Here is a 12,658-nt window from a genome sequence, read left to right on the forward strand (position 1 = left end):
AGCGACATTGTAATCACATGAAGCAGTTCACTCTATTACTGTCTGTCTTTTTTATGGCGGGCTGCAGCCAGCTGACCACCAAGCCTGGCAATGAACCGGAACAGAAACGTTCCGATATGGTTCTGACCGTTCTTGAAGACTGGCAACCGCAGGACGTATCCCCTGCCACCTACGAAGACATCTGGCAGCGCATCATTGCCGCCTATCAGCTTGATATCAATATTGATAACCCACGCATCGAAGCGCAGCTGAACTGGTATAAGTCACATCAGTCTTACATGAATCGCGTGGCCGAACGCGGCGTGCGCTACCTGCATTTTATCGCCGAACAGGTTGAAGCCCGCAATGTGCCGGGCGAACTGGCCCTGCTGCCAATTGTGGAAAGCGCCTTTGATCCTTTTGCCTACTCCCATGGCCGGGCCTCTGGTGTGTGGCAGTTTATTCCGTCCACCGGCCGCGATTTCGGCCTGCAACAGGACTGGTGGCATGACGGCCGCCGCGACATCCGCGCCGCAACAGAAGCCGCTCTGATGTATCTCGATGCGCTGCAGCGTGAGTTCAATGGCGACTGGCTGCTGGCTCTCGCTGCCTACAATTCAGGTGCAGGAACAGTACGCAAGGCCATGCGTAAAAACCGCGCCCGCGGCCGGGCAACGGATTTCTGGTCGCTCGATCTGCCTAAAGAGACCCGCGACTACGTGCCAAAGCTGATCGCCCTGGCCAAGCTGATTAAATCCGCGGATGACTATCAGATCACCCTGCTGCCAGTACCCGATGAACCCTACTTTGCCGTTGCCGACACCGGCGGTCAGATTGATCTGTCGCAGGTAGCTGAACTGGCACAAACGCCGCTTGATGAAATCTACAAACTCAATCCGGGTTTTAACCGCTGGGCCACACGCCCGACAGGGCCACACGAAGTCCTTATTCCGGTCGCCCAATACGATATCTTTACCGAACAACTGGCCGCCCTGCCACCAAGTGCCCGCCTGAAGTGGCAACGCTATGCGGTTCGTAACGGTGACAGCCTGATCACCATTGCCAAGCAATTCCACACAACGCCTGAGGCGCTGAAGCAAGCCAATGGCATTCGTGGCAACATTATCCGCGCCGGTGAACAGCTGCTGATTCCCGGAGCATTTAAAAATCAGAATGCCTATTCTCACAGTGTTTCTCAGCGCCTTGACCGGCTGAAAACCCAACGCCGCCCGGGCAACACGGAACGGGTTGAGTACCGCGTCCGCTCCGGTGACAGCTTCTGGGAAATTGCCCGTTCACACGATGTGAAGGTCAGCGAGCTGGCGCGCTGGAACGGTATGGCACCCGGCGATCCGCTGCGCGCCGGGCAGTCACTTGTCATCTGGAGCAAGAAAAACATGCCGGGCAAGCGCGAAGTCATTCGCAAGGTGAATTACCGTGTTCGCCCCGGCGACTCCCTGGCGCGGATTTCACAAAAATTCAATGTAAGAATTTCCGATGTGAAGCGCTGGAACTCATCACAGGTAAAAGAAAAGTACCTGCAGCCAGGACAAACGCTGACTCTGTATGTGGACGTTATGCGCTGAGCAAACGCTCATTGTTAACACTTCGGACACAATATGTGGAATGACAACGGATTGCCAAAGTACAGGCACTGCCCATAGGATGGGCACCATGACGTTTACTCCTTCCGCCCGGTATTCAGCCCTGCAGCTGGCCACATTGCTCCTGCTGCTGACATTCAGCACCTCAGGCCGCGCCAGCCTTATTATCGCTGACCGGCCCAGCAGTGAATTGTCTGAGGTAATCTGGCAAAGCAATTCAGACAGCGAACCCTGGGCATCAGCAAACGCCCAGCGCGGTGGTATTTCGCGTCAGCCTTTACTGCATTTCCCTCCCAATATCCGCCGCGCAGGCCCACAGACGCCGCACAGCTTCAGCTCAACCCTGAACAGCCTGCAACTGCCACTCATCGCCCGTCATCCTCAGGATTCCCGCTGGATACCCATGCTCGCCAGTCGCTGGCTGGTCGCTGAACAGGCCGTGCGTTTGTATTTTGAACTGGACGCAGAGGCACGCTGGTCAGATGGCGCTGCAGTAACAACCGACGACATCCGCTTTACCCTGGAGTTTCTCAGCGCCCCTGAAAGCGGAGCTGCCTGGCAGGCAAAACGACTGCACCAACTGGTTCGCCGGCTGGAGGTATTTGATCAGCAGCGCTTTGCCTTTGTGCTGCACAAACCTGCCAGCACAGAAGACATCCGCGAGCTTGCCTCGCTGCGCCCCTTTGCCGCTCACGTTTACCGCAACGCCCGCGGCTGGCCCAAAAGCTTTGACTGGTACCCGGAACCTACAACAGGGCCTTATTATCTCGCGCAGCTGAATCCGGGCACCCAGATTGTACTGCGCCAGACCGGCAACTGGTGGGGACAGGACAAACCTTACTTCCGCCATCGCTTTAATGTCCGCCGCGTCAATTTACGCATGCCCGATAATAATCACCCGGCTATACAGCTACTGGAGCGTGGCGAACTGGATGTTATGCCTCTGAATACACCAGAGAACTGGCATTCGCCCGCAGTACGTAATCTCAGCAAGACCAAACGGGTCGATCTGATTCAGTTTCATCATCAGGCACCCATGCCGTTCAGCGGACTGTTCCTGAATGCCGACAACAGGCAACTGAGCCGCCGTAGTCAGCGGGCGGCGATTCTGCGCAGTCTGAACATGACCGCTGCCATGACTGCACTGGACGATGCCTCCCCTCTGGAAACAAACTTCCTGGCCCCGGCAAAACCACTTCCCTTACCAGCGGACACCGGCACCGCGGCTCTGCCGGAAACTCTGACGCTGCTGTACAGTGACAATCTGGATCTGGCATTTTTACGCCTGCTGCAGCAACAGGCAGCGCTCCATGGACTGAACCTTATACTGGAGCAGGTCTCGCCTGCAGAGCTGAAGCGCAGTCTGCATCAGGCCGATTACGAGCTTGCCTGGCTGCGTTTTTCCAGCGCACTGAATGAAAACGGCTTCTTATCATTATTCCGCCCTGATAACGGCCAGCTGTTTATTAAAAGCAACACGATTAAGGCTTTTATGTCTGCAACCGGCAACACTGACGCACAACAACTTGCCCGGCACCTGCAGGAAGAATCCATATTCGCAGCCGGTTACGGCTACCGTTACAGTCGCTCGGCAAGCTGGCAGTGGCTGAAATTGCCGGAAAATCACGGCACAAGGATCAGCACCGATTTATTTGATCCTTTTGATGCTGTCAGCGGTGGTATGTTCTGGATAGACCGTAAGCAACGCGCTGACATACTGGCGAAACCTGATCGTGGTAAAAACGATAATTCTGAGCCGACGATAAATATTCAATACAGACTGAACAATAATCAGCTCTGACAACCAAAAACCGACTGTTTCAGTCCGGAATAAAAGGATCTCAACATGGGTATGTTAACCGGTAAAAAAGCTCTGATTGTTGGCGTAGCCAGCAAGCACTCCATTGCCTATGGCATTGCTGACGCCTTCCATCGTGAAGGCGCTGAGCTTGCTTTTACTTATCAGGGCGAAAAATTAAAAGAGCGGGTAGAAAAAATGGCCGCAGGCTGGGGTTCTGATATCTGCCTGCCCTGCGATGTTTCCTCCGATGAAGAAATTGCCGCTGTATTCGCCGAACTGGAAAAAACATGGGGCCACCTGGACATTCTGATTCACTCCGTAGGCTTTGCTCCTGCGCACGAACTGGATGGCGATTATCTGAGCGTGACCACCCGTGAAGGCTTCCGCATTGCTCACGACATCAGCTCATACAGCTTTGTCGCTCTGGCAAAAGGCGCACGCCCATTAATGCAGGGACGCAATGGCGCGATGCTGACTCTGAGCTACCATGGTTCCCAGCAAACCCTGCCAAACTATAACGTCATGGGGCTGGCCAAAGCATCTCTGGAAGCCTCTGTACGCTATCTGGCCGGCTCTCTGGGCAAAGAAGGCATCCGGGTTAATTCAATCTCCGCCGGCCCGATTAAAACCCTGGCAGCAGCCGGCATTAAAAGCTTCCGCCGTATGCTGAAAAAGAACGCAGAACGTGCACCTATCGGCCGCAATATCACAATTGATGAAGTGGGTAATACCGCAGCCTTTTTGTGCTCTGATCTCGCTTCAGGTATCGCAGCTCAGAACATTTACGTCGATGGTGGATTCAACAGCTGTGCCATGAGCGTTGATGAGATGGAAGAGTCATAAGCGGTAAAACAGCAGCAAATAAAAAAGGGGCCAAGGCCCCTTTTTTATTACTTTTTTTACTTCACTGTCTGATACCAGACGCCGGCATTATGAACCGGAACGTTCGATATTTATCGCAGATTTAGCCCAGGCCTGATAGCTCAGCATATCGGCACGGCTGTTCTGAGCACGACCGGCTTCTTTCGCCTCCTCACTGACAACCATATCCTGCCAGTTTTTAGCGTCTATCGCATCCAGCCTTACCACAGTGTATCCACCCGGAGTTTTAACAACATCCGATTGCCCTACGGTAAGAGCAAAGGCTTTTTGCTGTGCCAGGCGCGGAGCTTCGCTGGACTGCTGGAAAGTAGAAGACACTTTTTTCCAGGCTTTTGCCTGCTCATCGCCACTGATAATGGCGTCGGCCATAACACGCGCCTGCGCAAGAGCACGCTCGCGTTTAAGGCTGGCAACAACCTGAGATTTAACCTCAGCCAGAGGCTTAACCGATGCATCTTTATGTTCACTCACCGCCAGAACAACAGCACCATCCTGCAGTTCAACCACTTCACTGATTTGCTTATCCAGCATAACGTTTTCTGCAAACGCAACCTGACGTACAGCATCATTCAGAGCAATACCGTTACCATTTTCGCGACTGAAGAAATCTGTGCTCTGCAATTGCAGATTCAGCGCATTGGCAACGTCGGCAATGGACTCTGCAGAGAAAGAAATGTTCGACAGTTCCTGCATCTGTTCGGCATAAACCGCTTCCGCTTTGCCTGCACGGACTTCGCGACTCAGCTCATCCTTAACGTCAGCCAGTGCTTTAACGGCTGGTGTAACAATGTCGTCGAGACGAATGATGTGATAACCGAATTCACTTTTAACCGGAGCGGAAATCTGATCTTTCTGCAGTGTATACAGAACATCCTCAAATTCCGGTACAAAGCTGCCTTTGGTACTCAGCCCCAGATTACCGCCAGCATTTTTGGTGCCGATATCATCTGAGTATTCTTTTGCCAGCGCGGCAAAATCTTCACCATTATCCAGACGGGATTTAATGTCGTTAGCCAGCGCCAGTGCATCGGCATCGCTGCGGTCATCGTTCACCTCGACCAGAATATGACTGGAACTGCGTTGCTCTTTCGCCAGCTCACGGGATTGATAATCGATGTAAGCAGCCTGCAACTCGTCATCAGAAACTTCCTGCTTAGCCGCAATATCCGCACGCTTAAGCTGTACATACTGAATACGCACCTGCTCTTCGGTCTTGTAACGGTCTTTGCTGGCTTCATAAGCCAGCTGAATATCTTCATCGGATAATTCAACTGAAGCTTCAAGATCTCTGGCATTTACTTCATAAAAGCTGAAGGTACGCAGTTCATTATTCAGAGCCTCGCTGACCTGAACAGCAAAAGGTGTTTCCACACTGCTCAGAACAAAAGCCGCACGGGCCTGATTGGTTTTAATATCTTCAGCCAGACTGGCGCGGAACGTGAGTGGCGACAAGCCATTCATGCGCAGCACATTCTGAAACTGCTCTTTATCAAAACGTCCGTCCTGCTGAAAAGCAGGAATGGTCACGATGGCTTCATCGATCGCTCGTGGCGCAGCACGCAGTCCGAGCTTATCAGCCTGAACCACAGCAACCTTCTGTTCAATTAATTGCTCAAGAGCAGACTGACGCAGAAATTTTTCGTTGAACAGATTTTCATCATACTGATCACCAAACTGACGACGCAGGTTAGCTTTCTGTTGTTCAACGGTCCGTACGATATCTGCTTCCGTGATTTCCTGATCGCCGACTGTCGCTGTAGCCGGTGTGCCACCGCCCAGACTGACAATGCTTTCAACGCCCCACAGCGCAAAGACAAAGATAATAAAAAATACAATTACTTTAGCGATCATGCCCTGAGCATTATCGCGCATTGTCTGTAGCATGCTTCCTCCAATGATGATTCGCGCCACCAATACAAAAAAAGCGCATCAGGGATGCGCTTTTAATTTTGGCGGACCGGACGGGACTCGAACCCGCGACCCCCGGCGTGACAGGCCGGTATTCTAACCGACTGAACTACCGGTCCTTAATCCAACTAACTTAGTTGACAGCGTCTTTCAGTGCTTTGCCTGGTTTGAAGCCAGGAACTTTAGCTGCCTTGATTTCGATCGGAGCGCCGGTCTGTGGGTTACGGCCAGTGCGAGCAGCGCGCTCTTTAACCATAAAAGTACCAAAACCAACGAGAGCGACCTGATCGCCTTCTTTCAGTGCACCGCCAATGCTTTCAATCATGGCGTCTAAAGCACGTCCAGCTGCTGCTTTTGGAATGTCCGCAGAAGCTGCGATTGCATCGATTAATTCAGATTTGTTCACACTTATCCCCTTACTCTGTGCGCAATAGTGAATTCTTGTTATGCGACTGGGCGATCGCTACAGGAAAATATTAGAGCGACGATTTATACCAAGCGCTCCCCAGACCGTCAAGCAGCCTTAGTGGGTGCTTGGCCTGGTATTGTCGTCTTTTTTCCCAACAGCCTCATCTTTGGTGACAATTTCACCAACATGAGGCTCCGGTTTAGTTTCCAGTGCCAGATCCAGCACTTCGTCGATCCAGTCCACGGCCACCACATTCATATCATCCAGAATGTTGGCGGGAATATCGCGCAGATCCTTTTCGTTCTCTTTCGGAATAATTACGGTCTTGATACCACCGCGATGAGCCGCCAGCAGTTTCTCTTTCAGACCACCGATGGCCAGTACCTTACCGCGCAGGGTGATCTCACCCGTCATCGCGACCTCTGCACGCACAGGAATGCCCGTCATCACGGAAGCCAGGGCCGTAGCCATACCGATACCGGCACTCGGACCATCTTTCGGTGTGGCGCCCTCAGGGACGTGAACATGCAGGTCGTGTTTTTCGAAATACTCCGGTGAAACGCCCATACCTACAGCCCGGCTGCGCACAACCGTAAGTGCAGCCTGAATGGACTCCTGCATCACATCACCCAGAGAGCCTGTTTTAACAATACGTCCCTTACCAGGGGTTGCAGCCGACTCCAGCGTCAGCAGCTCACCACCAACCGATGTCCATGCAAGTCCCGTCACCTGACCAATCTGATTGTCCTGTCCGGCCAGACCGTAGCGGAATTTCTGCACACCCAGATATTCATCCAGAAGTTCGGCACTGATGTCGCGGGTCTGCTGATTTTTCTCCAGCATATTGGCTTTAACAACGCGACGACAAAGTTTGGCGATCTCACGCTCGAGACCACGTACGCCAGCCTCGCGGGTGTAGTGGCGTATAATGTCGCGCAAACGTTCGTCACTGACTTCAATTTCACGCTCGTGCAGGCCGTTCAGTTTGATCTGCTTCGGCAGCAGATAACGGCGGGCTATGCTGACCTTTTCCGCTTCGGTATAACCCGGAATCCGGATAACCTCCATGCGGTCCAGCAGCGGACCAGGGATATCCATGCTGTTGGAGGTGCACACGAACATCACATCCGACAGGTCATAATCGACTTCCAGATAATGATCGGCAAAAGTCGAATTTTGCTCAGGATCGAGCACTTCCAGCAACGCAGATGCCGGGTCGCCACGGTGATCCATGCCCATTTTGTCGATTTCATCGAGCAGGAATAACGGGTTTTTTACCGCAACCTTGGACATTTTCTGTACAAGCTTGCCTGGCATCGAACCGATATAGGTACGACGGTGTCCGCGGATTTCCGCCTCATCGCGCACGCCACCCAAGGCCATGCGAACAAACTTGCGGTTTGTTGCACGGGCAATGGATTTACCCAGAGAGGTTTTACCAACCCCCGGAGGTCCAACCAGACAAAGCACAGCGCCCTTCACTTTTTTCACCCGGGTCTGAACCGCGAGGTATTCCAGAATCCGCTCTTTAACCTCTTCCAGACCAAAGTGATCGGCATCGAGAATTTCTTTGGCATTCGCCAGATCATGGTTCACGCGGCTGCGCTTTTTCCACGGCAGGTTAACCAGCCAGTCCAGATAACCGCGTACAACCGAAGCTTCGGCCGACATCGGTGACATCATGCGTAATTTCTTCAGCTCGGCATCGGCTTTTTCACGGGCCTCTTTGGTCATGCCAGACTGTTCAATTTTATGAGTCAGTTCATCGAATTCGTTGCTGCCATCTTCCAGATCACCCAGTTCTTTCTGAATCGCTTTCATCTGCTCATTCAGATAATACTCACGCTGGCTTTTTTCCATCTGCTTTTTAACGCGGCCACGGATGCGCTTTTCGACTTTCAGCAGATCGATTTCAGATTCCATTAATTCCATCAGATGTTCGACGCGCTCACGCGGATCGAGCATTTCAAGAACATGCTGTTTTTCATCCAGCTTCAGTGAAATATGTGCGGCAATAGTATCCGCCAGGCGCGAGGCATCTTCGATTCCGGAAATTGTCGACAACACTTCACTCGGGACTTTTTTAGACAATTGAACATACTGTTCAAAATGCCCGGTCAGGGAGCGAACCAGAACTTCATTTTCACGCTCGGCCAGCTCATCAGCGGCAATTGCCTCAACCGTGCCGCGAAATAATTCTTCTTCATCAATCAGCTCAGAAAGTTCTGCACGCACATCACCTTCAACCAGCACTTTAACCGTACCGTCCGGTAATTTAAGCAGCTGCAGAACGTTGGCAATGGTGCCAACCGCATGCATATCGTCACGCCCGGGTTCGTCGTCCGATGCATCCTTTTGCGCAACCAGCATAATCCGCTTGTCGAGACTCATCGCTTCTTCCAGCGCGTTGATCGATTTTTCCCGTCCCACAAACAGCGGAATAACCATGGCAGGAAAAACGACCACGTCACGAAGGGGTAATAGTGGTAATACTTCTTGAGTCATGAACAATGCACCTAAAAACTGCGTCTTTGACGCCAATATGTCAGGAAGTGAGGGCGAAGCGCAAGAAATACAAGGCCTGAAAAAACAAAAGGAGCCAATGGCTCCTTTTGTTGACGAAATTATGATCAGGGTCAGTCGTTGTCAGGTGAAACCTTCCCAACATCTGCCGTTTCATAAATGATCAGCGGCTCAGATTCACCATTGATCACACTTTCTTCAATCACGACTTTAGCTACGTGCTCTTCTGACGGAATACGGTACATAGTCTGCAATAAAGCGCCTTCCATGATAGAACGCAGACCACGGGCACCGGTTTTACGCTCCATCGCACAGGTTGCAATAGCATCCAGTGCAGTGTCACGGAATTCCAGCTCAACCGATTCCATTTCGAACAATTTCTGGTATTGACGCACCAGTGAGTTGCGCGGCTCAGTCAGAATACGCACCAGCGCATCTTTATCGAGCTCATCCAGCGTTGCCACAACCGGCAGACGACCAATGAATTCCGGAATCAGACCGTATTTCACCAGATCACCCGGCTCCACTTCACGCAGAACTTCACCAACAGCCTTCTGCTCTTCTTTACCTTTTACGGTAGCAGAGAAGCCAATGCTGCTCTTTTCTGAGCGATCACGGATAATGTTATCCAGACCGGCAAAGGCGCCACCACAGATAAACAGGATATTAGAGGTATCAACCTGCAAAAACTCCTGCTGCGGATGCTTACGGCCACCCTGAGGCGGAACAGAAGCCACAGTACCTTCAATCAGCTTCAGCAGCGCTTGCTGCACACCTTCACCTGACACATCGCGGGTAATCGATGGGTTATCAGATTTGCGCGAAATCTTGTCAATTTCATCGATATACACAATGCCACGCTGAGCCTTTTCAACGTCGTAATCGCATTTCTGCAGCAGTTTCTGGATGATGTTCTCAACATCTTCACCCACATAACCCGCTTCCGTCAGCGTGGTTGCATCAGCAATGGTGAAAGGAACATTCAACAGACGCGCCAGAGTTTCAGCCAGCAATGTCTTACCACTACCGGTCGGGCCGATCAGCAGAATATTACTCTTGGACAGCTCGACCTCAGCCTTGCCTTCGCCACTTTGCAGACGCTTGTAGTGGTTATAAACCGCTACCGCGAGAACGATTTTGGCCTTTTCCTGGCCAATAACGTATTCATCCAGCGTTGCCTTGATCTCTTTCGGCGTCGGCAGTTTGTCGCCCGAACCTTTACTCTCGGCTTCCTGCACTTCTTCACGAATGATGTCATTACACAGGTCGACACACTCGTCACAGATGAACACCGAAGGCCCGGCAATCAGCTTGCGTACTTCATGCTGACTCTTACCGCAGAATGAGCAATAGAGCAGCTTACCGCTATCGTCGCCTTTGCCTTTTGTATCGTCGGTCATTCGACTGCCTCATTATTCGTTGCACTGATCCAGAAGATGGATCTTTTTATCGGGTATTTCAAGGCCGGAAACAGAGTAATCCGGCCTTAAGTCAATCAGCGATTGGTTACGACCTTGTCAATCAGGCCGTATGCCAAAGCCGCTTCCGGATCCATAAAGTTGTCACGTTCAGTATCCGCGGTCACCTGCTCAATACTCTGACCGGTATGATGGGCCAGAATGCGGTTCAGACGCTCTTTGGTGTCCTGAATGTTGCGCGCATGAATCTGAATATCTGTCGCCTGCCCCTGCGCACCGCCGCTTGGCTGGTGAATCATAACGCGGGAGTTCGGCACACTCAGACGCTTGCCCTTGGCACCGGCAGCCAACAGGAATGCACCCATGCTGCAGGCCTGACCAATCACCATTGTGCTGACGTCCGGCTTAATAAACTGCATGGTGTCATAAATAGACAGGCCCGCAGACACCGAACCACCCGGCGAGTTGATGTACAGGTGAATATCCTTGTCCGGATTCTCAGATTCAAGGAACAGCAACTGCGCCACTACCAGGTTAGCCATATGGTCTTCGACCGGGCCAACCAGGAAGATTACGCGCTCTTTCAGCAAGCGTGAGTAGATGTCGTAAGCTCGCTCACCGCGGGCAGACTGCTCTACCACCATTGGTACCAGACCGCTTGCCTGGATGATTTCTGACTGTTGTTTCATGGAGTCAAACATTCGACCCTGTACTCCCTGACATAATTAGCTTTTTTACAAAAACAGCCGCAATGTGTGCGGCTGTCTCTGAGTTTAGCCATTGATTGGCGTTGTGTCAGTCACTCTGTCGAGTGATCAGGCAGGCTGATTAGCCGCGCGGATCACTTCTTCGTAAGTGGCTTCTGACTGGCTGATCTTAGCCCCTGCCAGAACTTTCTCAACCGCCTGCTCTTCCAGAGCCAGCGCTTCTACCTGAGATTTCTGCTGCGGGTTGCTGTTGTAGTAGTTGCGGACTTCTTCAGGATCCTGATAAGTCGCGGCAACTTCTTCAATCAATTCAGCCACTTTTTCTGCCGAAGGCGTCAATTCGTTCGCTTCGATCACAGCGTTCATCAGCAGACCGATAACAACGCGCTTTTCAGCCTGATCCTTGAACAGCTCAGCTGGCAGCATGTTAGGGTCCAGCTTCTGGCCACCGCCAAACTGCTGAACAGCCTGCTTGCGCAGACGATCGATTTCCTGATCAACCAGAGAGGACGGCGCTTCAACCGCATTAGCAGCAACCAGACCATCGATAACCTGCTGCTTGGTCAGGCTGCGCAGAGCACGGGCCAGTTCACGGTCCATGTTCTTGCGGATTTCTGCTTTAAACTCAGCTTCATCAGCGGTTTCGACACCAAAACCTTTGAAGAATTCTTCATTCAGCTCAGGCAGCTGAGGTTTTTTAACCGCAGTAACGGTTACCTTAAACTGTGCAGGCTTACCTTTCAGTTCTTCTTTGTGGTAATCCTCAGGGAAAGCAACGTCCAGAGTTTTCTCTTCGCCGGCTTTCGCGCCAACCAGACCCGCTTCGAAACCCGGGATCATAGAGTTGGAACCCAGAGTCAGGCTGTAACCTTTAGCTGCACCACCTTCAAATGCTTCACCGTCGATGAAACCTTCGAAGTCGATAACTACCTGGTCGCCATCAGCAGCGGCTTCCGCAGACTCTTCCCACTTGGCATTCTGCTTACGCAGGGTGTCCAGCATGGTTTCCAGATCGGCATCAGTTACTGCCGCAGTTTTCTGCTCAACTTCGATGCTGCCGAAATCGGCCAGGGTGATTTCCGGATAGACTTCAAAGGTTGCTTTGAATTCCAGATCTTTGCCATCTTCATCAACGGTAGGCTCAAAAGTAGGCATACCGGCCAGTTTTACATTCTCGTCCTGCACAGCTTTAAAGAAAGACTGTTGCATTTGCTGGTAGATAGCTTCGTAACGCGCTTGCTTACCGAACATACGCTTGGCAACAGCCGGAGGCAGCGGCTTGCCTTTACGGAAACCATTTACGCGCTGGCCTTTGGAGATACGCTTCAGTTCAGCAGTTACTTTGGTTTCAACTTCTGCTGCCGGAACGCCAATGGTCATTACACGCTGAAGACCGGAAATGGTCTCAATGGACACTTGCATAGATG

9 protein-coding genes and 1 tRNA gene are annotated in these 12,658 nt (G+C 51.9%); 3 read left to right on the forward strand and 7 right to left on the reverse strand.

The genetic code is table 11. The features are described from left to right. The first annotated feature begins 17 nt into the window (after nt 1-17). The 3 genes from HUF19_RS09190 to HUF19_RS09200 all read left to right on the forward strand — a co-directional run bounded on the left by HUF19_RS09190 (nt 18) and on the right by HUF19_RS09200 (nt 4,227). A complete protein-coding gene (locus HUF19_RS09190) occupies nt 18-1,565 on the forward strand; it encodes a LysM peptidoglycan-binding domain-containing protein (RefSeq protein WP_260996387.1) in 1,548 nt (515 codons plus the stop codon). 88 nt (nt 1,566-1,653) lie between these two features. Continuing rightward, nucleotides 1,654-3,384, forward strand: coding sequence for an ABC transporter substrate-binding protein (locus tag HUF19_RS09195; protein ID WP_260996388.1), 1,731 nt, complete (start codon nt 1,654-1,656; stop codon nt 3,382-3,384). A gap of 45 nt (nt 3,385-3,429) precedes the next feature. Beyond that, entirely contained in the window at nt 3,430-4,227 is a 798-nt protein-coding gene (locus HUF19_RS09200; RefSeq protein ID WP_260996389.1) for an enoyl-ACP reductase FabI, read from the forward strand. Between the two features lie 87 nt (nt 4,228-4,314). Here HUF19_RS09200 and HUF19_RS09205 read toward each other — a convergent pair whose 3' ends face one another. The 7 genes from HUF19_RS09205 to tig form a co-directional block, all read right to left on the reverse strand. Continuing rightward, nucleotides 4,315-6,150, reverse strand: a complete 1,836-nt coding sequence (locus HUF19_RS09205; protein WP_260996390.1) for a SurA N-terminal domain-containing protein — start codon at nt 6,148-6,150, stop codon at nt 4,315-4,317. 66 nt (nt 6,151-6,216) lie between these two features. Beyond that, nucleotides 6,217-6,293 (reverse strand) — tRNA-Asp (locus tag HUF19_RS09210). A 14-nt stretch (nt 6,294-6,307) separates the two neighbouring features. Further along, a complete protein-coding gene (locus HUF19_RS09215) occupies nt 6,308-6,580 on the reverse strand; it encodes an HU family DNA-binding protein (RefSeq protein ID WP_145468521.1) in 273 nt (90 codons plus the stop codon). 117 nt (nt 6,581-6,697) lie between these two features. Then, nucleotides 6,698-9,088, reverse strand: a complete 2,391-nt coding sequence (gene lon, locus HUF19_RS09220; RefSeq protein WP_260996391.1) for an endopeptidase La — start codon at nt 9,086-9,088, stop codon at nt 6,698-6,700. A gap of 131 nt (nt 9,089-9,219) precedes the next feature. Beyond that, entirely contained in the window at nt 9,220-10,506 is a 1,287-nt protein-coding gene (clpX, locus tag HUF19_RS09225) for an ATP-dependent Clp protease ATP-binding subunit ClpX (protein WP_260996392.1), read from the reverse strand. 95 nt (nt 10,507-10,601) lie between these two features. Beyond that, complete coding sequence (clpP, locus tag HUF19_RS09230; RefSeq protein WP_145468515.1) at nt 10,602-11,225, reverse strand: ATP-dependent Clp endopeptidase proteolytic subunit ClpP; 624 nt, start codon at nt 11,223-11,225, stop codon at nt 10,602-10,604. A 114-nt stretch (nt 11,226-11,339) separates the two neighbouring features. Next, nucleotides 11,340-12,653, reverse strand: a complete 1,314-nt coding sequence (gene tig / locus HUF19_RS09235; protein ID WP_260996393.1) for a trigger factor — start codon at nt 12,651-12,653, stop codon at nt 11,340-11,342. Between the last annotated feature and the right edge of the window lie 5 nt (nt 12,654-12,658).

Origin of the sequence: Thalassolituus hydrocarboniclasticus, assembly GCF_025345565.1 — a bacterium.
Lineage (GTDB): Bacteria > Pseudomonadota > Gammaproteobacteria > Pseudomonadales > Oceanobacteraceae > Venatoribacter > Venatoribacter hydrocarboniclasticus.

Excerpts from the sequence above, each read along its gene's own strand:
- HUF19_RS09190 (WP_260996387.1), top strand. The coding sequence starts at position 18 with ATGAAGCAGTTCACTCTATTACTGTCTGTCTTTTTTATGGCGGGCTGC.
- HUF19_RS09195 (WP_260996388.1), top strand. The coding sequence starts at position 1,654 with ATGACGTTTACTCCTTCCGCCCGGTATTCAGCCCTGCAGCTGGCCACA.
- HUF19_RS09200 (WP_260996389.1), top strand. The coding sequence starts at position 3,430 with ATGGGTATGTTAACCGGTAAAAAAGCTCTGATTGTTGGCGTAGCCAGC.
- HUF19_RS09205 (WP_260996390.1), bottom strand. The coding sequence starts at position 6,150 with ATGCTACAGACAATGCGCGATAATGCTCAGGGCATGATCGCTAAAGTA.
- lon (WP_260996391.1), bottom strand. The coding sequence starts at position 9,088 with ATGACTCAAGAAGTATTACCACTATTACCCCTTCGTGACGTGGTCGTT.
- clpX (WP_260996392.1), bottom strand. The coding sequence starts at position 10,506 with ATGACCGACGATACAAAAGGCAAAGGCGACGATAGCGGTAAGCTGCTC.
- clpP (WP_145468515.1), bottom strand. The coding sequence starts at position 11,225 with ATGTTTGACTCCATGAAACAACAGTCAGAAATCATCCAGGCAAGCGGT.
- tig (WP_260996393.1), bottom strand. The coding sequence starts at position 12,653 with ATGCAAGTGTCCATTGAGACCATTTCCGGTCTTCAGCGTGTAATGACC.